Source organism: Bradyrhizobium sp. USDA 223 (assembly GCF_044909005.1).
Taxonomy (GTDB): domain Bacteria; phylum Pseudomonadota; class Alphaproteobacteria; order Rhizobiales; family Xanthobacteraceae; genus Bradyrhizobium; species Bradyrhizobium yuanmingense.
Map to the genome: position 1 here is coordinate 112,683 of NZ_JBIYDR010000001.1, position 22,657 is coordinate 135,339.

The window sequence follows — 22,657 nt, forward strand, 5'->3', positions numbered from 1 at the left end:
CCTGAGAGGAAACAGGATGAGTTCACTAGCGGCCACGGTCCAGAATATCTTCGACGAGCCGGGCTGCGCCAAGAATGGCAGTAAGTCGGAGGCTGAACGCAGGAACGGCTGCACCAAACAGCTGCAGCCGGGTAGTGCTGCCGGGGGCTGTGCTTTCGATGGCGCCAAGGTTGCGCTGCAGCCGTTCACCGACGTGGCTCACTTGGTACATGGTCCGATCGCGTGCGAGGGCAATTCCTGGGACAATCGGGGTGCGGTGTCGTCCGGCTCGGATCTGTGGCGCACCGCATTCACAACCGATTTGAGCGAAACCGATATTGTATTCGGAGGCGAGAAGCGGCTTTGCAAGGCGATCAAGGAGATCATCGACAAGTACGATCCGTCCGCCATCTTCGTTTATCAAACCTGCATCCCAGCGATGATCGGCGACGACATCAACGCAGTCTGCAAGGCGGCATCTCGAAGATTTCTAAAGCCGGTGATCCCGATCAATTCTCCGGGCTTCGTCGGTTCGAAGAACCTCGGCAACAAGCTGGCCGGCGAGGCCTTGCTTGACTATGTGATCGGTACACGAGAACCGGACTACACCACCCCGTACGACATCAATCTGATCGGAGAATACAATCTTTCGGGCGAGCTCTGGCAAGTGAAGCCATTACTAGATGAGCTTGGAGTGCGAATTCTCTGCTGCATCTCAGGCGACGGCAAATATCGCGAAGTCGCTTCATCTCATCGCGCACGGGCGTCGATGTTGGTGTGCTCAAAGTCCATGATCAACGTCGCACGCAAGATGGAGCAACGCTACGGGATTCCATTCTTCGAGGGTTCTTTCTACGGTATTCAAGATTCGAGCGAATCGCTACGGCAGATTGCCCGCTTATTGGTTGAACGCGGCGCCCCGACAGATCTGCTCGGGCGTACCGAAGCGTTGATCGCGCGCGAGGAAGCGTGGGCCTGGGGTGCGATCGAGCCGTATAAGCCACGGTTCGAAGGCAAAAAGGCCTTGTTAATGACCGGCGGCGTCAAGTCATGGTCGGTCGTTGCGGCACTCCAGGAAGCCGGGCTTGAGGTAGTCGGCACCAGCGTAAAAAAATCGACCAAGGAAGATAAGGAGCGCATTAAGGAGCTCATGGGGCATGATGCCCACATGATCGAGAATATGACGCCGCGCGAAATGTACGAGATGCTGAAGGGCGCAAAGGCGGACATCATGCTATCGGGCGGAAAGTCGCAGTTCGTCGCGCTGAAAGCGGCGGTGCCTTGGCTCGATATCAACCAGGAGCGTTGCCACGCCTATATGGGCTATGTCGGAATGGTCAAGCTGGTGGAGGAGATCGATAAGTCGCTCTCCAGTCCGATGTGGAAGCAGCTACGTCGACCTGCGCCATGGGAGGCGTTGGCCAAGGCGATGGAGCAGATGCAATCGCCCGCGACCGCGCTCGCCGACCCGGCGCTCGCCGAAAAGTCGCGCCGCGCCAGGAAGATCTGCATGTGCAACAGGGTCGATCTGGGCACGATCGAGGATGCAATCTACGCGCATCGCCTGAGGAGCGTCGAAGCGGTCAGGGAGCATACCAATGCGGTCGGTGGCTGCTGTCAAAGACGTATCGAGGAGATCTTGGTGTCCGAGCCATCTGCCATGCGGCAGGCCGCAGAGTAGGGCGGCGTCATGGCCATCGTCACGACGCCAACAAAAGCCTGCGCTGTCAACCCGCTGAAGATGAGCCAGCCGATCGGCGGCGCATTCGCCTTCATGGGGCTGGGCGGGGCAGTGCCGCTTCTGCACGGCTCCCAGGGGTGCACATCCTTCGGGCTCACGCTCTTTGTCCGGCATTTCAAAGAGGCTGTACCGCTGCAGACCACCGCGATGAGTGAGGTCACGACTGTACTGGGTGGTTATGAGAATCTCGAGCAGGCGATACTGAACATCTACAAGCGAGCTAAGCCAAAGGTCATCGGAATCTGCTCGACTGGTGTCACCGAGACCAACGGCGACGATGTGGATGCCTACCTCAAGCTGATCCGGAGCAAGCATCCGCAACTCGCAAAGTTGCCGCTCGTTTACGTCTCGACACCTGATTTCAAGGGTGCGTTCCAGGACGGCTGGGAGAAGGCTGTCGCGCGCATTGTGGAGGTGCTGGTGGATGGGCCAAATGCCAGTCGCCTGAGGGATCCATCGAGGGTGAATGTTCTGCCGGGATGTCACCTCACGCCCGGCGATCTTGATGAACTCCGTGTCATACTGGAGGATTTCGGGTTGTCTCCGTCCTTCCTCCCTGACCTGGCGGGATCGCTCGATGGGCATATCCCGGATGAGTTTACGCCAACGACCATCGGCGGCATCGGCGTCGGCCAAATTGCGGATATGGGTCGCGCCGGGTGGACGATTGCAATCGGTGCGCAGATGCGGCGAGCTGCAGAGGTCATGCAGGCAAAGACCGGCGTGCCTTTTCGTGTCTTCGAGCGGCTGTGTGGCCTTTGTCCGAATGATGAGTTCATGACGTTTTTGAGTGAGATCAGCGGCCGCCCGATACCCTTGAAATATCGACGCCAGCGCGGTCAGCTCACAGATGCCATGCTGGATGCGCACTTCCATATTGGCGGTCGCAAGCTCGCAATCGGTGCTGAGCCAGACCTTCTGTTTGATTTGTCCGGCATGCTGAACGATATGGGCACGCAGGTGGCCGTTGCCGTGACGACTACTCAGTCGGAGGTGATCGAACGGATCAAGACCAAGGAGGTAATCATTGGCGATCTCGAAGATCTGGAAGGCCTTGCCAAAAAGAACAACTGCGATCTGCTGATCGCGCATTCGCATGGAAGGCAAGCGGCGGCGCGGCTGAAGGTGCCGTTCTATCGCGCAGGTTTTCCGATATTCGATCGACTTGGCGCGGGACACCAGCTATCGGTAGGCTACCGTGGTACGCGGAATGTGATCTTCGAAATCGCGAATCTCGTGATCGCGCATCGCGACGAGAACGATCAGCCTACGCCCGATAAGTGGCGGACTGGGCGCGTACTGCCACGATGCGCGGGCCATCGCAGCTCCACCGTCGCGGCTGAGAGGTCGGTTGCATGAAAGTTGCGTTTGCCACTCAGGACCTGAGACGCGTCGATGCTCATTTTGGTTGGGCAAAGAATATCGCAATCTACGATGTCGCTCCTGGCGGGCACGTGTTTGTTAAAGCGATCGAGTTTGATGGCGATCTTAAGGAAGACGGCAGCGATGATAAGTTGGCGCCAAAGATCGAGGCTATCAAGGATTGCGCAATCCTTTACGTCGCTGCCATTGGTGGTGCAGCGGCTGCGCGAGTGGTGGCCAACAAAATCCATCCTATCAAGGTGAGCAAACCAGAAAACATTCTAGTGCTCCTAGAAAAACTCGAGCGGGTGCTGAAGGGCACACCACCTCCCTGGCTGCGCAAGGTCATGGCAAAGGACCAGGGGAGAACGTTCGAGTTTGATGAATGAGGTGATATGACCGCAAAAATAGAGCAGCAGGCCAGCCCGGTCGACGCGCCATTCCTCATCGATTTGGTCAAGATTTGGCGTGCTCAGGATACCAACGGAGCCTGGGAAGGGAAGAGCGACCGTGATCTGCTCGAACCCTATATCCTGAACATGGAGAAGCGGCGCGCATTGCCGATTATCGGTGATCCCGATGCCAAGACACTGTGGCGGCTTGAGCTGTTCTTCAATGCAGTTGCGCTGTCAGTAGAGAGGGAGACCGGCGTAATGATTCAGCCGATTCTGAAGCTGCATCATGAAGGCTTCGGGCGCATAGTGCTCATCGCAGGGCGGTTGGTCGCCGTAAACAAGCAGCTGCGCGACGTGCATCGCTTCGGATTCGACAGTTTCGTCAAGCTGGCTCAGGAGGGGGATAAATATGTCAGGGATGGAGTTGACCTGATTCGGAAATTCCCTGACGTGGCGAACTATTGAGGATGCACACTCATGAGCGATCGTGAAACACTGAAGGCCGAACTAAGGAAGGTGTCCGCCAAGGCGATTCAGGCCAAGATGGATCTGCACGACCTTTCGGAAGAACTGCCCATCAACTGGACCTCGATCATGGTGGTCGCGCAGAAGGCGTACGATGCTTATGCCGAACTTGAGCGCAAGAGCCTCGCCTTAAAGGCGCTGGAGAATACCTAGAGGGAGCAATGCATGTCGTTTCAAACACGAGACGGACGCGACTGGACGCCACAATACTTGATCACGATCGATGCAAAGAAATGCATCGGCTGTGGCCGCTGTTTCAAGGTGTGCGGTCGAGATGTCATGACCTTGAAAGGAATCAACGAGGAAGGCGAACTTATCGACCTCGACAATGACGAGGACGATGAGATCGAGAAGAAGATCATGGTCCTGAACGATCAGGGTGCCTGCATCGGCTGCGGTGCGTGCGCCAGGGTTTGCCCGGCCGACTGCCAGACCCACGTTTCAGCTGCAGCCGAAGCTGCATGAGCGAAGGCAGCTCTCCGGGGCCTTTAGGAGCAGCAGCTTTAACAGCAGCAGGCCCGGCTCGGATGGAAGGAGAGCATTTTCAGGAACAGCTGGGCCGCAACGATATCACGTCCGTGGTAGGTCTTCAGGTTACTCATCCGCGCGAGAACGCGGGCGATATCTTCCTGGAACATCAAATGCGAGAGGAGGGCGATCATCCGTTGGTCTTGTCACGTCCTGCAAGGAGAGGCATGGAGCCCGTCTAGCGGAACCGGGTGTTGTTCACGTGGGCCACAACCACTGAGTGCTTGATCCTAACCAGCACCCCGAAGTGTGGACGAGGAACGAGAACGACGTGTGGAAGCGGGTCGACAAGGTAGTCGTCCGTTCTTTTAATCGCAGGCACGGTGTCAACCCCGATAGTAAACGTGATCCACTGCCGGGTTCATAGTTCTTTCCGCGGTCGTCTCCACAAGGAGCAGGGACGACTTCAAGATTGCCAACACCTTCGTCCCGGCGGGGACGCTTGTTCCGCCGAAGGCGCATCTGGTGTGGTTTAAGACTGCCTCATCCGGCGCGCATCTCTGGCCGGAACTCAGTGCCATCGGCGGTCAGGAAGAGACGCCAAAGGGTCTTTGGCTAGGCGCGCAGGATGCCCAACTGCCGCTGACCGAGCGTCGCGAGCAATTTGCGGCGTTGCATTCGCAGGTTGTGTGGCTCGATCCCGCCTGCTCGAAACAAGCTCGTGGACCTGCGGCGCGCCGGCCGTTCTCGCTGTACAGCGGCGGATGTCGATCCAGTCCCAATCGACCTTGCCGGCGAGCTGAACCGCGCGTGCTTCATATTGACGATCTGGTCCAGCCTGGCCCGGAACAGATTGCCCGATCCCCGTCGTCCTGTGCTTCTTCGGCCGTATCGCCACATCCGATGCGACGGAATTATGGCTGTCGATTCGACGGAGTCCTGAAAATGAAATTCCAAGACTCCGATGCCCGGTGCACCAAGACCGTGCCTTCGCAGATCAGTCCACAACGATGAGATGCGGTTCTAGCTCATTTGCTTAGCCGCTCTTCACTGACGAGGAGTTAGCTTCCTCTCACAAGAGCCGGCGACAGATGCTCAACCTCGGCGCGTCAGCTCGTGGTCAGCTAGACATCTTACCATCCTCGGTAGAGCTCGAGCAACGCGAGCTCTGCACCCCTAAACCGTACCGACAGGAGAGCGATCCGATGTATGGCCGAATTGTTGGCTCATCTAGCCAATCCACAAGCGCTACCCAGGCTGATGAAGCAAGGCATTCAGATGACGAGGGCTTTGCGGAAAGGCTTGCAGGCATGGCGCCCGATGCTGGCCCAAGTTCGTCTCAGGCAGCGACACGGCCGTACTCTGTAACTTCCCAACCTCCGATCAAAGAGATCGACAGTGATGAGTTCGGGGAAGAAGTGAAGGCCTTCTATGGCGACGACATCAAGTACATTGCCGAGCGTCCACTGGAGTACTCGGATTTCATATCCACAAAAGCTGAGCGCGCGGCAAACATTGCTAGAACCTATGGTCACACTGACGAAGACACCGACCAGGCGCGATATTACGCCTATCGCTTGGGTGACAAAACTGTCGGGCTTCTGAGGACAGAAGGCGGACTTCGGGTAGGAGGAAGGCGATTCAGCGCCCAGTTTCCCGGTCGCAACGCGGTCACATCCCAAGTAGATCTTCGGGTTACTCATCCGCTCGTCGAGAACGCTGGCGATATTCTACTTGAACATCAGCTTCGGCAAGACGGCGAACAAGCATTGATAATGTCAAAACCTGCGTTCCCAGGCATCGAGTCCCGTCTGGCTCAGATGGGCTTTGTTCCTGTGAGTGATAAGAATCACTGGGTACTTGATCCTCACCAGCATCCCGACAAGTGGACGCATAACGACGAAGGTAAATGGCAACGTGTAGGCAAACCTGAAGGATATCTTGCCGCCGAGAGTAGTGGTGCTCAGGCGAACATCGAGCGAGCTTCGAGTGAAGCAAGTGATGAGACAGAGTCGTCAGGCGATGACACGTCTTGGTACTTCGAGCGCCTCAATCTAGGCCCGGGGTCGGCTGCCGAATAGTCGCTGTGGACGAGGTCGGGCCTGAAAGCGGTGGCTACTCGAGCTCATTGAGTATGTTGCTGTAGGAATGGCTCGCCACTTCAACACGCGCTTGCGTCAGGCGGCGGGATCGCGCCCAGAGTGCTGCCCGATCAGCGCTGGGCCGCTCGCCGCCAACGCGGCTTAGCCCTCAGCTGCCGCTGGCGCTGCGCCGCCCGGTGCTCCCCCACCGCGGTTGGCTAGGGCGGCGGTCTACCGACCAATCCTGCTTGAGCGGGGCATCTTGATACAGTCGGCGACATCGTCAATGCACCAAAGCAGAGCCCGTAAGAGCGGCGGCGGGCGCTCAAAGAGAACCATGAAGTGATCATGAATCCGATCGAGGATAAGCAACCTGGAAATGATATGGTCTCTCTGCGGGACGGTCAAACTTGGCCACGAGCCTGGTCAAGGACCGCGAAACCCTGCTGGCCTTCTACGACTTCCCTGCCGAGCATTGCGATCAACTGCGAACGACGGATGAGATAGACTAGCGTTTTTCTTCATGGTGAGACGACGATTGCGGCGATCATTCGTCTGCCCGTCCGCATCTGGCGCGGTGTTGTTCGCAAAGACGTCGATTGCCGCTGCGGGCGGACGTCCGATTCGGCGCCAAATAGACTTGGCGCGAATCCCTCTGTTGGCGGCTTGCACCGAGAGCGGTACCTTGTCCACGATATTGACGGTGTTGTGCACCTAGCATCGCGGGTGTCGGGTGCCGGGAAGCCTTCCAGAAGCCGAGCGCGCCGTCGCCGACGGCAATTTCCGGGCCGATCTGCAACCCGCGCTTTGCTTGATGTCAATCAGGAGCTCGCGCCTGATGGAACAGTATTGGTAGTGTCATTCATGGCGTATCGCTCTCCTGGAGAGATTTTGGCGGCCTTCGACACCCGCCTCGATACGCCGCCTATCTCAGGCCGTCATCACTCACATTTCCGCATAGTCTAGCGAAGCTCGAAGGTTCGGTCATCTCGGGCCAGGCCAATAAGTAAGCCACCTTCTTCGATCGGGAGTCGATAGCCGGGTTCGGCGAGGTAGTTTCTTCGCGATGATATAGGCTGGTGCCGGCGCCTGGGACACGCCGTCCTCGTTCTTGAACGCATACGTGGTCTTCGTTAGGAAGCCGTTTTCAGCGATGATGGTCGCTGAGGGCAACAATGATGGTGGTGCGCCAAAGAGTGCTCAGCCAGGTGAGGATGCGGCGGAAGTTGTGGCCGACGGCGGAGAGGGTGATTGTCGGCGCCGACGGCGCGGCCTTTGAGGTAACAGCGGCCGAGGTGACCATCGGCCTTCAGTTGTCCTATGACGGGTTCGATGGCGGAGGGGCGGCGCAGCTCGCGCTTGATGATGCCGAAGACCCCGTGCTTTTGGCCGGAGATGAAGGCGCGGCGCGGGTGCACCGAAATATCAGGTGCACTGGCGCCCCTCCATCGCCGAGGCACTTCGCGTCCGAGGCGTGGAAAGAATGCAGCTGCAGTCGCGCTGGCGCTGCCGCTGCGCGCGAATTTGCGTGGCCCTTCCAAGCAGAAGGGTGAACGCGTTCTCGAGCGCAGACTGACCTTCGATCTTGCGGCGGATCTCGCGGATGATCCGGCCCAGCCGGCTGCGCAGGATGCGCAACTGGCGGTGATGCCGCTTGAATTGCTTGCAAGGGCGTAGCCGGAAGCCATCATTGCCGCGGTGTTGGTAATACCAAGATAGGACTGCCGGAGCTTGACCCCGGGCTTGTTCGCCAGGCGGCTGATCCCCTTGATCCCCGGGGGCAGCAGCTTGGTCGGTGGGGAAGGTGATGGCCTTCGCTGCACAGTAGTGTCGACCGTGACCCGCCTGAGGTCCTGATTCGATAACGTGCCGTCCTCGTGCGCCACCCGCAGGCTGTTGGCCTGCAACACCTCCAGCTTGTCGGCCGCTTGCGCCAGTGGCTCAGGTCCCCAGCGCTCGTGCGGGGAGGCGTGCTGAAAGAACTCTTCGCCGGTGAAGTACTGGAAACACGTTCTTCGGCCGCATCGCCACCTTCGTGCGACGACGGAATTATGGCTGGCGGCGATTCGACGGAACTGAAAATGAAATTCCAAGGCTCCGATGCCCGGTGCACTAAAACCCCGCAGTTGCAAACCAGTCCACAACGACAAAGTGCGATTCTAACTCGTTCGCTCAGCCGTTCTTCACCGGCGACGAAGTATCTTTCGAAAGCTGAAGGCGGTGGTATCGATACTGAGGGAAGGTTCGAGTCGGATTCCTCAGACGATGAGCCTTCACTTTACTTGGAGCACGCTCTTAGTAGGGAGCTCTTCGTGGAGTAAAGTGGCTGCAACTGCGGGCCGGAAATGACGGACATTTCGCCGTTCCACGCGCGGGCGCAAGGGCTAGCCTAAAAGGGGGCGCACGTTCGCCTCGGGCGCCCCTCGCGGGCGGGGAGCGAGCGTTCACTTTCTGGGAAGGCACTTGCGATGCCGCGATGGATACGGTCGCAGGGCATCGGAACCGGGCCTTCCGCAGCGTGACGATTAGCGAGCAGCAACCAGCCATCGAGTTTAGCAGTCCGGCAAATGGTCCAGAAAGGTTGGAGCGCGAAAGCTGTAGCTGCGCAGCCCGGCATGGAAAGGGCAGCAAGGCTCAATGCTCCTGCGAATTGTTCTGAATTGTGCGTCAACGCCAATGAGGCGGCGAAGCTTGCGGTTGGATTGCCGGAAACACGTTCCGACACTTGTACAGTTCTTGCAGGCTCGATTGCACGCGACTGATGAAGAACGTTTTGCAATAAACGAGCGATGAATGCAGCCAGACGCGATCTATGCGATTTGCGGCTTTAACGACATTCCGAGCCGCCAGGCCATGGGATTCCATCTTATGGTCGTCGATGATGATGGCAATCACCGACCGTGGTCCATCATTGTGGTGCGCTGGGGCAAAAAGGTACTCGGCTATGTCAATAAATGCCCTCACAACAGCGTCAATTTGGACTGGGAGCGGAACCAATTCCTGGACCCATACGGTATCCGACTGATGTGCGGCAAGCACGGTTCGACCTTCGAACTCGGCACCGGCCGGTGTGTCGAAGGTCCATGTCAGGGTAGAACGCTCACGCCGATCGCGTTGGCAGTTCTGGATGGTGATATCTGTGTCCTCGGCGTGCGTCTTGTCGAAGACGATGCATCGCCCAACAACTGAAGACCGCCTCAGACCGGGCGGTTCTCGTTGCGGTTTTTCACCGGCTCCATCCTCTTTAGCCCGTCGTCGTAAGAGATCTCCTCATAGGACAGATCGAGATCCTTTGCGGCATCGAGGAGGTAATCAAGCTTACCGCGCGGATCGAGCTTCTTGATGTCGTCCTTGTTCAGCCCGACCAGGTCCATCATCTCCTTCCAAACGGTGGATTCATCGCAGGGTAAGACGTGGAAGTTAATATCGCCGAACTTCACTCTGTACTTCGCCAGCAAATCGATGTTGTTGCAAAACATGAAGTAGCTTCCGGTTGGGCTCAAGGCGCCGTCAAGGACGGTCGCGACGTCAGCAAGATACGCGAAGGAGTGTAGGTATCCGGCCAGCACCGGAATAGTGCGTTCTCCGTCCTGCGCGATGGTCAGAACCTGCTCGATCGAATAGTCCGGCGGTCGCTTCTCGTCCGCGACCTGAGCCTGGAACTTCAGTGCGACGTCGCCACGAAAGCCGAACCGGCCCGGCTTGGTAGTCGCACCTTTGAGTACGGCGTTGAGCAGGCGGCCCTCCTTCTCAAATCTGCCGAGTGCGGTGTTCTCGATTGCAGTCATTAAATTAGTCCTCGATCTAAGCTCTTCACCGACCCGTTGGTCGGTGCCAGATGCGATGCAAATTGCCTGCCGCCGCAGCGTAGCGGCCCGGCCTAAGAAGAGAGCGCGTGATTGGCTGGCACCGCCTCAAGTAGCTTGTAAGAAACCCGACACCTGTTCCAAAGCCAACGTACGAGGCGCGCATCATTAAGCGTCTGCGCGCTGGCACGTGACTTGCTCTTGGCTATGTTCAAGCTGATGAGGGAAAGACGTGATCAACCTGACCGATAGCGCAGTGAATGCAATCAAGAGTGCGATGTCATCGTCCACGCGCCCGTCCGGCGGTCTGCGCGTCATCATTGAAGCAGGCGGCTGCAATGGATTCAAATACAAGATGGGTCTGGCCGAGGAACCGAAGCCTGACGACACCGTGATCGAATGCGATGGGCTGAAGGTGTTCGTCGATAGCAAGAGCTGCGAGCATCTATTCGGTACGACCATCGATTTCGTCGTGGCGCTGGAGGGCTCTGGATTTACTTTTCACAACCCGAACGCCACCGCGAACTGCTCCTGCGGGAAATCGTTCTGCTGATGAAAAACATTGTCCAGGTGATGAGGAGAAAACATCGAATGCGCCGGTCGAGCCAAAAGAACTGAGGCAATCGTCGTCCATTACGACAGCGTCGCATTCGCGGCGCGCTCGAAGATATCATGCCTCATCTGCAACTCCACAGTGGCGACTGGCAGCTGATCGGCATCGATGGCAGCATGTTCATGGCTCGGCTGGCCGGTCCCTGTACGTCGTGTAAGCTTTCGGGGGCGAGCGTGGGAGGTGCGCAGGCGCGGCTGGTGGATAAAATCCGCGGATTTAGTCGGCTAATCCTCGTTGCTGGTACAGGTGGGGCGGTGAATTGAGCAAAGATCGAGTGCCGATTTACCTCGATAACAATGCAACGACGCGGACTGATCCGTCCGTCGTGCAAGCGATGTTGCCGTTCTTCACTGAGAACTTCGGCAATGCCTCTTCGACGCATGCCTTCGGCAACGACGTCGCAGTTGCTGTGAGGCAGGCCCGGCGAAGCCTGAGGGACCTGTTAGGTAACGCGCACGATCATGAAATCGTCTTCACCTCAGGAGGGACCGAAGCCAATAATGCCGCGATCCTCTCTGCGCTGGCGACGCAGGAAGAGCGAGACGAGATTGTCACCACTTCGGTTGAGCACTCCGCTGTACTTGCGCAAACTCAGCAATTGGTGACATGGGGAATCAAGACGCACATAGTACCCGTAGATGATTGCGGGCGGCTCGATATCGAGGCGTTTCGCTGCGCGCTTGGGCCACGCACAGCGATTGCCTCGGTTATGTGGGCCAATAACGAGACCGGAACGATGTTTCCTGTGGAGTTTCTGGCCGGATTGACCCGTGAGGCGGGCGCGCTGTTTCACACAGATGCGGTCCAGGCCATTGGTAAGGTGCGCTTGAACCTAAAGGACAGCGCGATCGACATGCTGTCGCTATCCGCGCACAAACTGCACGGCCCCAAGGGGGTCGGCGCACTATATTTGCGCAAAGGAACTAAATTCCGGCCGCTAATCTGCGGCGGATCACAGGAACGAGGGCGCCGCGGCGGGACCGAGAATGTTCCCGGGATCGTTGGCCTGGGAAAAGCTGCCGACCTTGCGGCGGAGCGGCTTGAACCTGATCGAGTTCGCATTGGCGCTTTGCGCGACCGCCTTGAACACGGAATCTTGCGCAATGGGGAGTGCGTTGTGCTCGGCGATATCCGCAACCGGTTGATGAACACCGCCAATATAGCCTTCGACCATCTCGAAGGCGAAGCCATCGCCCACCATCTCGATCGGGCAGGCATAGCCGTGTCGCTCGGATCAGCATGCGCCGCCGGCTCAATGCAGTCATCGCATGTTCTGACCGCCATGCGGGTGCCGAGATGGCGGATGCGCGGCGCCGTGCGCTTTTCTCTGTCGCGTGAGACCTCCTTCGCGGAGGTCGATGAGGTCGTGTGCGCTGTGTCCGACATTGTGGCTCGCATGCGCGCCATCGCCCGCGTCACAGTTAAGGAGTAGACCTCGTGAAAATCATGATCCGCCGGTCTCCGGAGGGCCTGTCCATCTACGTGCCAAAAAAGGATCTCGAAGAGCCAATCGTGGAATCCGAGTACGAGACGCTATGGGGCGGCTGGATCAAAGTGGCTAATGGTTGGGTGCTCGATTTGCCCGAGATGGCAAGGGACACCCGGTTGCCGATCACAATCAATGCGAAAAAACGGGACGAGACCGGGCACGATCCGTGAAGACACTCCCGCAGATCGACTTTGTCGTTGCGGCGGCTGCGTGGGGCGCTCTCGTTGGTTTGAGGGCCCCGAGCATCGTTCCATATCGTCCTGGCCACGCTGAATGGCGCAGATCCGTTCTGCCGACCACGCCAGACGCATTGGCCGGCTTCTTCGCCAGTAAGTTTGCGCCGCCGCAGCGAGTTACGGGCAATGCGGTCAGCGGCGACCCAGCATATCGAAATTAGCAAACATAGGGCTGTCGCAACGGAATTGATGACGCGGACAATCGCTCGCTCAGTTGAGCCGAGGCGGTTACACTCCATCTTGCGCCCCGTCGCTGGGCGTCCAGCAGGATCCGTGGTAGCCACTACTGACCTTGTCGAGCCCGGATCCCCCAGCGTGTATCGGGCTTGCGAGAACCGCAACGCGGCAAACGCATTGGATGGAGCCGGGTTCGGGTGAGCTTAGCGCGAGAATGAATGCGCAAGGCATGGAGCTCTGGGTGAGGATGGCGACGTATCTGTCGCTTTGCCAACAAGCTCATCATTGCTGTTGTTGCATGCGCCAGTGCTAACGTTGCGCTGACTCGATGGCCTGCGGCTGCGAATGCATCATTCTGGCCATGGCATGCAAGTTGCTACCCGGCTTCTTGAGGCTCGCTCAAGGATGGTCCTGGGAGGGCGACGATGTCTCCAGGGGAAAAAGCGAATGAACGCGGTCGTCGGACGCGGAACATATGTCAAAGCTGCAGTAAATCACGGCAAGATGATGCAGCCCACCACCGATCAGAAGGGCTGCTGCGCTTCGGCGAAGACCGGGCAGCCGAACTGCGGCTCGAAGGCCGGCCAAGGCGATCTGCCGACCGAAATCTGGGAAAAGGTCAAAAACCATCCCTGCTATAGCGAAGACGCGCACCATCATTACGCTCGCATGCATGTCGCGGTCGCGCCTGCCTGCAACATCCAGTGCAATTACTGCAACCGAAAATACGACTGCGCCAATGAATCGCGTCCGGGCGTGGTGAGCGAGAAGCTGACCCCTGAGCAGGCGGTGAGAAAAGTGCTCGCGGTCGCGACCGCCATTCCGCAGATGACAGTGCTTGGCATCGCTGGACCGGGCGATGCTCTGGCCAATCCAGCAAAGACGTTCGAAACATTCGAGCTGGTCACCAAGGCGGCTCCCGACATCAAGCTGTGTCTGTCCACCAACGGACTCGCACTGCCGGACTATGTTGATACCATCGTCAGGTCCAAGGTTGACCACGTCACCATCACCATCAACATGGTTGATCCCGAAATCGGAGCCAAGATTTATCCGTGGATCTTCTTCAACCACAAGCGATACACGGGAATCGAGGCGGCAAAGATACTCACTGATCGCCAGCTGAAAGGCCTCGAGATGCTTAGCGAACGGGGTATCCTGTGCAAGATAAACTCGGTGATGATCCCCAACATCAATGATGACCACCTGGTCGAGGTCAACAAGGCGGTCACATCGCGCGGTGCCTTCCTTCACAATATCATGCCGCTGATCTCCGCACCCGAGCATGGCACAGCATTTGGCCTCAGCGGTCAGCGCGGCCCAACGGCGCAAGAACTGAAAGCGCTGCAAGATGCTTGCGAAGGACAGATAAACATGATGCGGCATTGTCGCCAGTGCCGCGCCGATGCGGTTGGTCTACTCGGGGACGACCGCAGCCCAGAGTTCACCACTGATCAGGTGATGAAAATGGACGTCCAATATGACTTAGAGATGCGCAAGGCATATCAGCAAAGGGTAGAGAATGAGCGCGTCTCCAAAGCCGAGGCCTGCCAAGAGGAGCTTGAGAAGCTTTCCGGAGAGATGAGCGCGATCACTCTTCTGGTGGCGGTGGCAACCAAGGGCTCGGGGTTGATCGACGAGCACTTTGGGCATGCAAAAGAATTCCAAGTGTACGAGCTTTCTACATCCGGCGCCAAACTCGTTGGCCTACGCCGTGTGGAGGTTTACTGCCAGGGCGGTTATGGCGAGGAAGATAGACTTTCCACCATCGTGCGCGGAATCCGTGACTGCCATGCGGTGTTCGTGGCCAAGATTGGCGGCTGCCCGAAAAGCAATTTGATCAAGGCGGGCATCGAGCCGGTCGATCAATTCGCCCATGAATTCATTGAGAAGTCGGCAATCGCTTGGTTCAGATCTTATCTTGACAAGGTGAAGCGCGGGGAGATCCAGCATGTGGAGCGCGGCGACGCTGCGATTCCGCTGGGAGCTCGGATCTCTGCGGCGTAAGGGGGAATATGTGCCGTTCAAAATCATCGCCTCGCAGTGTACGGGCTGCTCAGCCTGCGAACCCTTATGTCCGAACGTTGCTATATCGGAGAAGGAGGGGCACTTTGTCATTGAAGCGACGAAATGTACCGAATGCGTTGGCCATTATGACGAGCCGCAATGTGTAGCCGCCTGTCCGGTCGACAATACCTGCGTGGTTGACAGGTCCTTGCCTCGCTATCAAGCGCCGGGCTAATGCGTGAGGTCTCATGAGCGGCATGCCAAGACCTGGTGCTGAATCCGTCCCAAGCGTCGCCCTCGGGGCTGGCGACGTCGCAGGCGCCGGCCTTCGCGCCCTTGCGGACGGCGACTGCTCTGTATTGTCCTGCGGTCGTGCTGTTGCGTCGGCAGCACGGCCTGGCGGCATCTCGGCTGTCCGAGGGCGCTTCGTGGTACGAGAGCGGCTTCCGAGGCAACCCTCCCATCGTCGATGTGATTGACGATACGGCGCGTGAGCACGAAATGATGCAGAGTGTTGCCCGCGTGAGCTAGGCGGCTTCTCTGCCTCTGCAGAGGAGCGGCGCATAGGAGGGGTATATGAACAGCATTCTTCGTGACAGCGACATCGTCGAGCTCAGCGACCCACCCGTCTTCAGCTTTGGCCAAAAGCTCCGTGCCAATCGCACCATCCGAAACGATGGCACCTATCCCGGCAAGGAAATTGGTGACGTCTTAGTCAAGAAGGGGGAGGTGGGTTACGTCGTCTCGATCGGCACTTTCTTGCAGCAATTCTACATCTACGGTGTGGAATTTCTGGACAGCGGCCACCGCGTTGGCATGAAACGCAAGGAGCTAGAGCCGGTGGAGACCTGTCAGGAGATTGATGATCTGCCATTACCGGAGGAGACATGACTCAGCAAGGCGTTCCGAAATATCGACGCGGCCAGCGAGTCAAAGCCGCAGTCGACCTCACCAACGACAGCTCATTTCCGAACGCGGAGCCCGAGGGAGTTTTGCTCGCCGCCGGAGCGACCGGAGAAATCATCAAAGTCGCTATCCACACCGAAGCGAACGTGCCGGTCTATATTGTCGATTTTGGTGAGGCGCTGCTCATCGGCTGTCTTGAAGAAGAAATAACAGTGCTTTGAAGGAGGCTTTCGCCATGAATGCTGCGCTGATGAGGAAAGCAAAGACGGAGCTGCTGCCTCACCCAAACGAGCTCGACCGCAAACGAATTGAGCGCGGCTTGAGCGCGCGCAAGCGCTATCTTTACGTCTCGCCGAAAGTGGGGCCGGTGAGGGGCGGCTACCTCGTCGAGAGCCCTTGTTGCTCGCGCAACATCGACACGGATGGCGCTCTCATCGATGTCGCCCTAATTCTTTATGATACCGTGAGCGGAATCTGGAAGCTTTTTCGGAAGAATCATGCCCAAGGAATCTGGGAATTTTACAGCCTTTACCTCCGCTTGCCTTCTGCAATCGACGAATTGAACGCCGATCCTGAGCGTCTGTTCTGGCCATAAGGGACCAGCCTTTTAGTCGAAGAGAAGCCACGATGGCGCTCACAGCGAAAGAATTGATCGAAATCGAACGAACGCTTGCTGCAGATCGCGCCGACATGGGCCCGTTTGTTGGGCCGCGGCGCCGTTTTCCGCAGCTTTCTTGGGGCGGCTGTGATGCGTCAGAGTTATCGGATCAGCCGTTCCGACAATTTTCTCGTCTCGACCTTCTCGATCGACCCGACATCGCTGCGTGCAGATTACGGCCGACCCAACGCGACCGACTAGCGTCCTGTTGGCCAAAAGGAGCGGTGTGCGGCGAGCACTGAATTAGCAGAGTTTCAGCTGGATGGCGCGCACAACTATCATCGCGAGAGATGAGCAAGCGGACCAAGGATACGTGCTTTGTGCATCGTGATCCACAAAAATGCAGGAGCGCGCTGGATGCCACCGGCGACATGTATTCGTCCAGGAAAGGGGGAAGAGAAATGTTCCAGGCGACCGCGGAGAAGGCCTGCTCAATCATAAAAAGTGTCGGCGTCCAAGGCTCGGCTTGAGGCCGGCGCCGAGTGCCCGAAGCCAAGCACGTTATAATCGAGATCGTCGGTCACTTTGGGCCGTGATCGCTAGTGTTACCAAAATGGGGATCGTATGAACTCGCAAGAAATCGTCATCCACGTCCGCTTCGCCCCGAACGGGAGGGTGATACAAATCAGCGAGCGTCCGGCCAAGCTCACGCCAGACCAATGGTTTGATGTCCTCAATACCCGTGCCAGCTCGGCTTATCGGCCGCTCACTCGGGGCCGCGGGATTTTTCGGCTGAGCCGGACTGCGGTCGATGTCTTCAAGCAGGAAACCGCGAGGCCGAGATGAGCGAACAGAAACCGGCGAGATTTGATGAGCGAATAGGTCCGAGGGTTTTGCGGTCGGTCCGGCCGATGCCATTGAGCTGAACGAGGCCATGGCTCTTAGCCTGTCGGGGACCGCTGATAGAAGCGAGAAGCGAACGACATTGCCCCTACTTGGGCAATCGTTGCGAGGCGCGCCGTCCAAAGCAAAGAATCGTTGCAGCAGCGAACGTTGCGCATCTGGTGTGCAACTTACCTTAAAGAATTTGGATCGTGAATACGCGATGAGTGGATAAACAGATCGAGATGACAGGAGAAGAGGTTGGAATTGATCAGGAGGCGGCTTCGGACGCGTAGGTATTTATCGCTCATCTTTAGCGACGACAACCACTATGGCGCCCGCTCATTGCGCCTTGTTCCGCAAGCGCGGGTGGGAATCATGGGACGTTCAATAGTCGGAGACTGTTGGGCATGATGTGCTCGCACCTCATCCCTTCAGCATTTATCAGAGGATAGGCGCATGAACTCAGAAAAAGAAATGGAGTTCCCTCAGGTTTATCGGCATCATGTCTTTGCCTGCAACACGCAGCGTCCGCCAGGCCATGCCCACGGCAGTTGCGGCGCCTCAGGCGCGCAAGCCCTGTGGGATCGAATGGGCAAGGCGATCGAAGCGCAAGGCCTCAACGATATTGGTTTCACGATGGCGGGCTGCCTTGGATTTTGTAACTCTGGTCCCTTGCTGGTCGTCTATCCCGGCGGAATCTGGTACCGCGTGACCACGCTTGAGGACGTTGACGAGATCGTCAAATCCCACCTCAAGCAGGGCAAACGTGTCGACCGCCTTGTGATGGTGCTCAAGCGAAGTTAGAGGCGTCGTCGCGACCACTTGACCGGACCAGCAAGCATGGACGGCGTGCTCGTCCATGAGCTGCCCGGCCGCTCGGAGCTCGGATCGTCTGAGGTTGACCTTCCAACTCGAGCTCCGGGTCGCTAACAGTAGGTCATTGACATGGGGCGTGGCGCACCGCCTGTTGTGAGGCCAAATAGGCAAAGTGGCTCCTCTGCAACGCGCGGCGAAGCAGTAATAGGATTATAACGCGCCGATCTGTTCGTGTATCGTCACTTACGTGCCGCGCGATCCGTGGCTCACAGCGATAGCAATGCTACGAATGAATTTCTGCCTCTGGCCAGCTGACGCGTCGATGACGCGTCAGCCGGCTCCCCACTGCAGACGGCGAGGGCAGGAGATGCGCTTGATGCGCTCGCAGCGTCCGAGTTGATCAAACGGAGTCTCCTTTATGACCCTGTTCTGGCATCAGAACCTGTAAGCGACGCCCCCGCTGACGAGCCATGGATCGATATTGGCGCGCCCGGTGACAGCAATCGCATTGTTTACGGTCGCGGAGTACTCCGGCCGCAGCCACAGCTTCTTCACGTCAAAATTGAGGCCCCAGTGACGGTCAAGCATGTAATCGAAGCCGAATTGGACCGCCGCGCCGAATTGGTTTCTGATGTGTAGATCCGTGACGGCAAGGCCGCCAAGCGACGCATTGGCTGCCGATTGGTTGAAGAATGCAGTGTAGTTGATGCCAGCGCCGATATAGGGCTTGAACTGGCCGAAATCGGTGAAGTGATATTGCAGGGTTAATGTTGGCGGCAACAGCCAGGCGGTGCCGATATCGAGCCCAGTGAGGACGCCATTGCCGCTGATGTGATGGCGAGTCGCTCCGAGAATGAGTTCAGCGGCTACGTTCCTTGTGAAGAAGTAGGTGATATCGAGCTCTGGTATGGCTCGATCGCTGAGCGAAAGCCCTGAACTTGGTGAAGACAGCGATGGCGTCCCGGCAACGTTGACCGAGCTACCTGCGGTATCCGGCAAAACGCCGAGCACGCGCAGGCGGATCATCCAGGGGCTGTCGGGCTCTATTGGAGGCGCTTTATAGTAGACATAGTAGACCGGCGCCGGGCCCAGATCCGCACCTCGTACCGAATTGCTGGCCAACGAGCTCGCAAGCGCGAGGACCGATGCCCTCGCCAGAACTGTTAGTACTCTCATCGAAGTCTCCATTCCAAAACTCGCGCGAGCAGCCGCGCGAGATCTCTGTCACACATGAGGAACGGAGTAGTATTTGATACCAATCAAAATCGAAGCGACCGTTAGCACAATTGTCCCGCTAAGTTGCATTAGGATCACGGCTGCGAAACGTGTTCTGCTTTGATCGTTATTCAATCCAGTAGTCAGTCTAAACGAATCCTTTGAAGAATCTGCCTCTCGGGGTGGCGCTCCGATTTAACGCGGGCCGCCGAGGTCGCGCGTGATAAAGGTAGCAAATGCGGCTACGTCTCTCACATGTTGCAAAGCGGCAAGCGCGGCATTCCAGTGGAATATCGGCGACGCCAATCTACGAGCAACCGCTCGCGCGGGCCCTTTCAGGGAAGCGCTCCGCGGTTACTTGGCGTAAAGCAAGCCGGAAGTGGAAACGTCATTCTTTGCCTCGCCTGATGGCTGGCACTCGGCGTCTTCACGTCTGCGGGCAACGCGTGCGGTGTGCTTCGTGCAAGCAGACCTCGAGATCATCTTGCGTCTTGCCGCCAAGCAGCGACAGCACTGGCGCACGATCGAGTCCGGCACTTCGTGCCCCGTCTACGTCGATCAGCGGTCGTCGTATCAGGAGCGGATCCCCTACCATCAATGCGAGTGCGCTTGCCGCGTCGATAGAATCGGGATTGACTTCGCCTGACTTGATACGAGGCGCGGCTCGGTTGAACTAGGAGTTAACGGGCATATTGCGGAAGAAGCTGCCCAATTCGTCCGCGTGCCATGGCTGCTTCAAGATGTCTTGCACGACCACGTCATGGCCGGCGGACTTGAGCGCTTTAATCTGACGCGCGTTACTGGCGCAGCCGGGCTTCTGATAAACGATGATTGTCGCCACGGCATACCTATGTAGGGATGCTGAGCTGAATCTGTGGCAAGCCGCTGCCGCTGTCGCGAGCCCATTCGAAGTTCTTGCCCGTCAACTCCGATATCTGCGCATCGAGCGCCGTACCGCATTTGCAACACTCGCCGCTGGTCCGCCATGTTTCGAGCCCGTCCGGCATATTCACTCTCCCGAAATCGCTCGGGTTGTGAGAGGAACAGCAAGTTCCGTTCCACAACTGGAGAGATCGGAATAGATCCCGTGATTCCGGCTTTTGGCGTTGATGTTTGTGCTTGTTTGTTTGTTTTCCGACAGCCGCGCAGATCGCGTCACATCCAAGACAACCAATGATCACGCGCCGGCTGGTTGGCTTTTGTAAGCGTAATCAGAAGCTTAATGTGTGGATTCAAGCGCTGGCACGGCTGTTGCTAATGAGCTGCAGCAACACTGAGTGAGGGCTGAGTGCAGGCCGACGCCCACGGCGAGCGATGCGCTCCTTCCCTTGAACCCGTGTGCCCCGCTTCTGTGAGAGAACCAAGCTCGCACAAGAAGTGCGCAACGTTTTTGGCAAATCGGTTGATGGAGAGCAACATGTCTTCACTAAGACAAATCGCGTTCTACGGCAAAGGCGGCATCGGCAAATCCACCACTTCGCAGAACACGCTGGCGGCGCTAGCCGAGATGGGTCAGAAAATCCTGATTGTAGGGTGCGATCCGAAGGCGGACTCGACTCGCCTGATTCTGCACGCCAAGGCGCAAGACACGATTTTGAGCCTTGCCGCGAGCGCCGGCAGCGTGGAGGACCTAGAACTCGAGGACGTAATGAAGGTCGGCTACAGGGAGATTCGTTGCGTGGAGTCCGGTGGTCCTGAGCCAGGTGTCGGCTGTGCCGGCCGCGGTGTCATCACCTCGATCAATTTTCTGGAAGAGAACGGCGCCTACGAGAACATCGACTATGTTTCGTACGACGTGCTTGGCGACGTTGTTTGCGGCGGCTTTGCGATGCCAATCCGCGAGAACAAGGCGCAGGAAATCTATATCGTGATGTCCGGTGAGATGATGGCGATGTATGCCGCGAACAACATTTCCAAGGGCATCCTGAAATACGCGAACTCTGGCGGCGTGCGGCTGGGCGGTCTGATCTGCAACGAGCGGCAGACCGACAAGGAGCTGGAACTGGCGGAAGCGTTGGCAAAGAAGCTGGGTACTCAGCTGATCTACTTCGTGCCCCGCGACAACGTGGTGCAGCATGCAGAACTGCGCAGGATGACGGTTCTCGAATATGCACCCGATTCCAAGCAGGCTGATCACTATCGCAATCTTGCAACCAAGGTTCACAATAATGGCGGCAAAGGCATCATCCCCACCCCGATCTCCATGGACGAGCTCGAGGACATGCTGATGGAGCATGGCATTATGAAGCCCGTGGACGAATCCATCATCGGCAAGACCGCCGCCGAACTCGCGGCCTCGTAAAGGCGCGCGACGGATGCCGGTCTCCCTCACCGCCCATCCCGGGAGGCCGGCATTCTGACGAGCGACCCTGATCAAAACCAGGATGCGGCACGCAAACCTGACCATTGTGGAGACCCGCAAAATTTGTCCGAAGCGCACTTCCTTCCGTTGCTGGCTGCTTGTGCCGTTGATGTCAACACCCAGATGCACAGGGGAATTGCAACCTACCGCATGCTCACCGGTGTGCCGCCTGCAGATGCCGACATTACCATTGACAGCAATCTCGATCGCCATGTCCTGGCGTCTATCCTGGCGGCTGCCACAATGGATGGTGGCTCCCTTCCCGAGAAGGCTGGCCTGTCCGGCCTTGAACTGGTGGCCTTGCTGGAGCAGTACTTTCCCACGCTTGAGATCAAGCTCGCGAAGCAGCTTTCGGCTTGCAAGTGCGAAGAGGACGACGAGATCGCAATGCTGCGCGATCTCTTGCTCAAGCAACGATCGACGGAAGGGGATATCGGCCGCTGGCTGGCTGCGATGATCGCGCGCCGCGCGATAGAGCCGGACCATCTGTGGGAAGCTCTCGGCTTGCGCAATCGTGGCGAACTCTCTCGGTTGCTGAGCCGTCATTTCGCGCCGCTCGCCGCGCGCAATTTCAACAATATGCGCTGGAAGCGCTTCTTCTACCGCATGCTTTGTGAGAATGAAGGCCTCGTGATGTGCACAACACCCGTGTGCAATCAATGTCACGACTTCAACATCTGCTTCGGTGAAGAAAGCGGAGAGAGCCGGATGGCCGAGCGCCGGCGCGATTTTCTGTTGCAGGCGGCTCGGCCGGTGGTTGCCGGCGACTGGCCGCCTGAACTGCAACAAAGGTCCGCTATCGCCCAGTCATCCGAGAAAGCCTCGCCGGGTTTGGTAAGCCGCGCGGGACGTTGAGGGCGCGGCTTACGCCGTTTCCATGCGAGCGAGTGACCATGTGTTCAAGGCCGCGGCGGCCCCCAAGTGCTCCGCGACAATTCTCACATCCTGGCGAGCCGCAATTGCTAACGTTCGAACTCGGCGTAGCAACAGGCAAGG

The 22,657-nt window shown here is 57.9% G+C and carries 27 protein-coding genes and 2 pseudogenes; 21 read left to right on the top strand and 8 right to left on the bottom strand.

The annotated features are described in order from the left end of the window. Positions 1-16: 16 nt before the first annotated feature. Genes nifE through fdxB form a run of 6 tightly spaced genes read left to right on the top strand, consistent with a single transcriptional unit; the run spans position 17 to position 4,467 of the window. Positions 17-1,660, top strand: coding sequence for a nitrogenase iron-molybdenum cofactor biosynthesis protein NifE (gene nifE / locus ABIA40_RS00505; protein ID WP_404538134.1), 1,644 nt, complete (start codon positions 17-19; stop codon positions 1,658-1,660). Between the two features lie 9 nt (positions 1,661-1,669). Continuing rightward, entirely contained in the window at positions 1,670-3,079 is a 1,410-nt protein-coding gene (nifN, locus tag ABIA40_RS00510) for a nitrogenase iron-molybdenum cofactor biosynthesis protein NifN (RefSeq protein ID WP_404538136.1), read from the top strand. Beyond that, positions 3,076-3,471 (top strand): nitrogen fixation protein NifX, encoded by a 396-nt coding sequence (gene nifX / locus ABIA40_RS00515; protein ID WP_036014919.1) that lies wholly within the window; start codon positions 3,076-3,078, stop codon positions 3,469-3,471. The genes nifN and nifX overlap by 4 nt, the downstream gene beginning before the upstream one ends. Positions 3,472-3,477: 6 nt before the next feature. After that, the gene (locus ABIA40_RS00520) at positions 3,478-3,942 is read left to right on the top strand and encodes a NifX-associated nitrogen fixation protein (RefSeq protein WP_225124657.1); all 465 of its coding nucleotides are present in this window, start codon (positions 3,478-3,480) and stop codon (positions 3,940-3,942) included. A 12-nt stretch (positions 3,943-3,954) separates the two neighbouring features. Next, positions 3,955-4,155 carry a CCE_0567 family metalloprotein gene (locus ABIA40_RS00525; RefSeq protein WP_036014914.1) on the top strand — a complete coding sequence of 67 codons (201 nt, stop codon included), beginning with the start codon at positions 3,955-3,957 and terminating at the stop codon, positions 4,153-4,155. 12 nt (positions 4,156-4,167) lie between these two features. After that, positions 4,168-4,467: a ferredoxin III, nif-specific gene (gene fdxB / locus ABIA40_RS00530; protein ID WP_036014911.1), complete on the top strand. Its 300-nt coding sequence runs from the start codon at positions 4,168-4,170 to the stop codon at positions 4,465-4,467. A 38-nt stretch (positions 4,468-4,505) separates the two neighbouring features. Here the strand turns inward: fdxB and ABIA40_RS00535 are convergent, their stop codons facing one another. Beyond that, positions 4,506-4,664, bottom strand: coding sequence for a hypothetical protein (locus ABIA40_RS00535; RefSeq protein ID WP_404538140.1), 159 nt, complete (start codon positions 4,662-4,664; stop codon positions 4,506-4,508). Between the two features lie 543 nt (positions 4,665-5,207). Further along, positions 5,208-5,362 (bottom strand): annotated as a pseudogene (locus ABIA40_RS00540) (IS5/IS1182 family transposase); the annotation flags it as partial. A gap of 199 nt (positions 5,363-5,561) precedes the next feature. Here ABIA40_RS00540 and ABIA40_RS00545 point away from each other — a divergent pair. Next, positions 5,562-6,551, top strand: coding sequence for a host specificity protein (locus tag ABIA40_RS00545; protein WP_404538143.1), 990 nt, complete (start codon positions 5,562-5,564; stop codon positions 6,549-6,551). 1,147 nt (positions 6,552-7,698) lie between these two features. Here ABIA40_RS00545 and ABIA40_RS00550 read toward each other — a convergent pair. Beyond that, positions 7,699-8,557: pseudogene (locus ABIA40_RS00550) on the bottom strand (IS5/IS1182 family transposase); the annotation flags it as partial. A gap of 787 nt (positions 8,558-9,344) precedes the next feature. Here ABIA40_RS00550 and ABIA40_RS00555 point away from each other — a divergent pair. Beyond that, positions 9,345-9,740 carry a Rieske 2Fe-2S domain-containing protein gene (locus tag ABIA40_RS00555; RefSeq protein WP_036014905.1) on the top strand — a complete coding sequence of 132 codons (396 nt, stop codon included), beginning with the start codon at positions 9,345-9,347 and terminating at the stop codon, positions 9,738-9,740. An 8-nt stretch (positions 9,741-9,748) separates the two neighbouring features. On the opposite strand, the gene ABIA40_RS00560 is transcribed toward ABIA40_RS00555, so the two are convergent. Then, positions 9,749-10,339 carry a hypothetical protein gene (locus tag ABIA40_RS00560; RefSeq protein ID WP_036014903.1) on the bottom strand — a complete coding sequence of 197 codons (591 nt, stop codon included), beginning with the start codon at positions 10,337-10,339 and terminating at the stop codon, positions 9,749-9,751. Positions 10,340-10,589: 250 nt separating this feature from the next. Here ABIA40_RS00560 and ABIA40_RS00565 point away from each other — a divergent pair, with 250 nt between their 5' ends. The 11 genes from ABIA40_RS00565 to ABIA40_RS00615 all read left to right on the top strand — a co-directional run bounded on the left by ABIA40_RS00565 (position 10,590) and on the right by ABIA40_RS00615 (position 18,072). Continuing rightward, positions 10,590-10,910: an iron-sulfur cluster assembly accessory protein gene (locus tag ABIA40_RS00565; RefSeq protein WP_225124653.1), complete on the top strand. Its 321-nt coding sequence runs from the start codon at positions 10,590-10,592 to the stop codon at positions 10,908-10,910. Positions 10,911-11,005: 95 nt separating this feature from the next. Then, positions 11,006-11,233 (top strand): NifU family protein, encoded by a 228-nt coding sequence (locus tag ABIA40_RS00570; protein ID WP_370158051.1) that lies wholly within the window; start codon positions 11,006-11,008, stop codon positions 11,231-11,233. Further along, a complete protein-coding gene (gene nifS / locus ABIA40_RS00575) occupies positions 11,230-12,402 on the top strand; it encodes a cysteine desulfurase NifS (RefSeq protein ID WP_404538147.1) in 1,173 nt (390 codons plus the stop codon). The genes ABIA40_RS00570 and nifS overlap by 4 nt, the downstream gene beginning before the upstream one ends. A gap of 5 nt (positions 12,403-12,407) precedes the next feature. Beyond that, a complete protein-coding gene (gene nifT / locus ABIA40_RS00580) occupies positions 12,408-12,629 on the top strand; it encodes a putative nitrogen fixation protein NifT (RefSeq protein WP_404538150.1) in 222 nt (73 codons plus the stop codon). A gap of 690 nt (positions 12,630-13,319) precedes the next feature. Further along, a complete protein-coding gene (gene nifB / locus ABIA40_RS00585) occupies positions 13,320-14,879 on the top strand; it encodes a nitrogenase cofactor biosynthesis protein NifB (RefSeq protein WP_370157566.1) in 1,560 nt (519 codons plus the stop codon). Between the two features lie 10 nt (positions 14,880-14,889). Further along, positions 14,890-15,114, top strand: coding sequence for a 4Fe-4S binding protein (locus ABIA40_RS00590; protein WP_225124650.1), 225 nt, complete (start codon positions 14,890-14,892; stop codon positions 15,112-15,114). A 341-nt stretch (positions 15,115-15,455) separates the two neighbouring features. Beyond that, complete coding sequence (locus ABIA40_RS00595; protein ID WP_036014887.1) at positions 15,456-15,770, top strand: nitrogen fixation protein NifZ; 315 nt, start codon at positions 15,456-15,458, stop codon at positions 15,768-15,770. Next, positions 15,767-16,006 carry a nitrogen fixation protein NifZ gene (locus ABIA40_RS00600; protein ID WP_036014885.1) on the top strand — a complete coding sequence of 80 codons (240 nt, stop codon included), beginning with the start codon at positions 15,767-15,769 and terminating at the stop codon, positions 16,004-16,006. Before ABIA40_RS00595 ends, ABIA40_RS00600 begins: the two co-directional genes overlap by 4 nt. A gap of 14 nt (positions 16,007-16,020) precedes the next feature. After that, positions 16,021-16,380, top strand: coding sequence for a DUF3024 domain-containing protein (locus tag ABIA40_RS00605; protein WP_050991954.1), 360 nt, complete (start codon positions 16,021-16,023; stop codon positions 16,378-16,380). Positions 16,381-16,455: 75 nt separating this feature from the next. Continuing rightward, on the top strand, positions 16,456-16,644 hold the full coding sequence (locus tag ABIA40_RS00610; protein ID WP_225124649.1) for a hypothetical protein: 189 nt from the start codon (positions 16,456-16,458) through the stop codon (positions 16,642-16,644). 1,080 nt (positions 16,645-17,724) lie between these two features. After that, complete coding sequence (locus ABIA40_RS00615; RefSeq protein WP_225124648.1) at positions 17,725-18,072, top strand: ferredoxin; 348 nt, start codon at positions 17,725-17,727, stop codon at positions 18,070-18,072. Between the two features lie 447 nt (positions 18,073-18,519). Here the strand turns inward: ABIA40_RS00615 and ABIA40_RS00620 are convergent, their stop codons facing one another. From ABIA40_RS00620 to ABIA40_RS00635, 4 genes are all read right to left on the bottom strand, one after another. After that, positions 18,520-19,272, bottom strand: a complete 753-nt coding sequence (locus ABIA40_RS00620; RefSeq protein ID WP_081493866.1) for an OmpW family protein — start codon at positions 19,270-19,272, stop codon at positions 18,520-18,522. A 454-nt stretch (positions 19,273-19,726) separates the two neighbouring features. Beyond that, positions 19,727-19,951: a hypothetical protein gene (locus ABIA40_RS00625; RefSeq protein WP_404546116.1), complete on the bottom strand. Its 225-nt coding sequence runs from the start codon at positions 19,949-19,951 to the stop codon at positions 19,727-19,729. Between the two features lie 21 nt (positions 19,952-19,972). After that, entirely contained in the window at positions 19,973-20,140 is a 168-nt protein-coding gene (locus ABIA40_RS00630) for a hypothetical protein (RefSeq protein WP_338129091.1), read from the bottom strand. A 7-nt stretch (positions 20,141-20,147) separates the two neighbouring features. Further along, positions 20,148-20,306: a hypothetical protein gene (locus ABIA40_RS00635; RefSeq protein WP_225173776.1), complete on the bottom strand. Its 159-nt coding sequence runs from the start codon at positions 20,304-20,306 to the stop codon at positions 20,148-20,150. A gap of 410 nt (positions 20,307-20,716) precedes the next feature. Here ABIA40_RS00635 and nifH point away from each other — a divergent pair, with 410 nt between their 5' ends. Beyond that, a complete protein-coding gene (nifH, locus tag ABIA40_RS00640) occupies positions 20,717-21,601 on the top strand; it encodes a nitrogenase iron protein (RefSeq protein ID WP_036014954.1) in 885 nt (294 codons plus the stop codon). 123 nt (positions 21,602-21,724) lie between these two features. Continuing rightward, on the top strand, positions 21,725-22,516 hold the full coding sequence (locus ABIA40_RS00645) for a nitrogen fixation protein NifQ (protein WP_036014874.1): 792 nt from the start codon (positions 21,725-21,727) through the stop codon (positions 22,514-22,516). The last annotated feature ends 141 nt before the right edge of the window (positions 22,517-22,657 follow it).

Bases quoted from the DNA above. Each gene is read 5' to 3' on its own strand.
- nifE (WP_404538134.1), top strand. From the start codon at position 17: ATGAGTTCACTAGCGGCCACGGTCCAGAATATCTTCGACGAGCCGGGC.
- nifN (WP_404538136.1), top strand. From the start codon at position 1,670: ATGGCCATCGTCACGACGCCAACAAAAGCCTGCGCTGTCAACCCGCTG.
- nifX (WP_036014919.1), top strand. From the start codon at position 3,076: ATGAAAGTTGCGTTTGCCACTCAGGACCTGAGACGCGTCGATGCTCAT.
- ABIA40_RS00520 (WP_225124657.1), top strand. From the start codon at position 3,478: ATGACCGCAAAAATAGAGCAGCAGGCCAGCCCGGTCGACGCGCCATTC.
- ABIA40_RS00525 (WP_036014914.1), top strand. From the start codon at position 3,955: ATGAGCGATCGTGAAACACTGAAGGCCGAACTAAGGAAGGTGTCCGCC.
- fdxB (WP_036014911.1), top strand. From the start codon at position 4,168: ATGTCGTTTCAAACACGAGACGGACGCGACTGGACGCCACAATACTTG.
- ABIA40_RS00535 (WP_404538140.1), bottom strand. From the start codon at position 4,664: ATGATCGCCCTCCTCTCGCATTTGATGTTCCAGGAAGATATCGCCCGC.
- ABIA40_RS00545 (WP_404538143.1), top strand. From the start codon at position 5,562: ATGCTCAACCTCGGCGCGTCAGCTCGTGGTCAGCTAGACATCTTACCA.
- ABIA40_RS00555 (WP_036014905.1), top strand. From the start codon at position 9,345: ATGCAGCCAGACGCGATCTATGCGATTTGCGGCTTTAACGACATTCCG.
- ABIA40_RS00560 (WP_036014903.1), bottom strand. From the start codon at position 10,339: ATGACTGCAATCGAGAACACCGCACTCGGCAGATTTGAGAAGGAGGGC.
- nifB (WP_370157566.1), top strand. From the start codon at position 13,320: ATGAACGCGGTCGTCGGACGCGGAACATATGTCAAAGCTGCAGTAAAT.
- ABIA40_RS00595 (WP_036014887.1), top strand. From the start codon at position 15,456: ATGAACAGCATTCTTCGTGACAGCGACATCGTCGAGCTCAGCGACCCA.
- ABIA40_RS00600 (WP_036014885.1), top strand. From the start codon at position 15,767: ATGACTCAGCAAGGCGTTCCGAAATATCGACGCGGCCAGCGAGTCAAA.
- ABIA40_RS00605 (WP_050991954.1), top strand. From the start codon at position 16,021: ATGAATGCTGCGCTGATGAGGAAAGCAAAGACGGAGCTGCTGCCTCAC.
- ABIA40_RS00615 (WP_225124648.1), top strand. From the start codon at position 17,725: ATGAACTCAGAAAAAGAAATGGAGTTCCCTCAGGTTTATCGGCATCAT.
- ABIA40_RS00620 (WP_081493866.1), bottom strand. From the start codon at position 19,272: ATGGAGACTTCGATGAGAGTACTAACAGTTCTGGCGAGGGCATCGGTC.
- ABIA40_RS00635 (WP_225173776.1), bottom strand. From the start codon at position 20,306: ATGCCGGACGGGCTCGAAACATGGCGGACCAGCGGCGAGTGTTGCAAA.
- nifH (WP_036014954.1), top strand. From the start codon at position 20,717: ATGTCTTCACTAAGACAAATCGCGTTCTACGGCAAAGGCGGCATCGGC.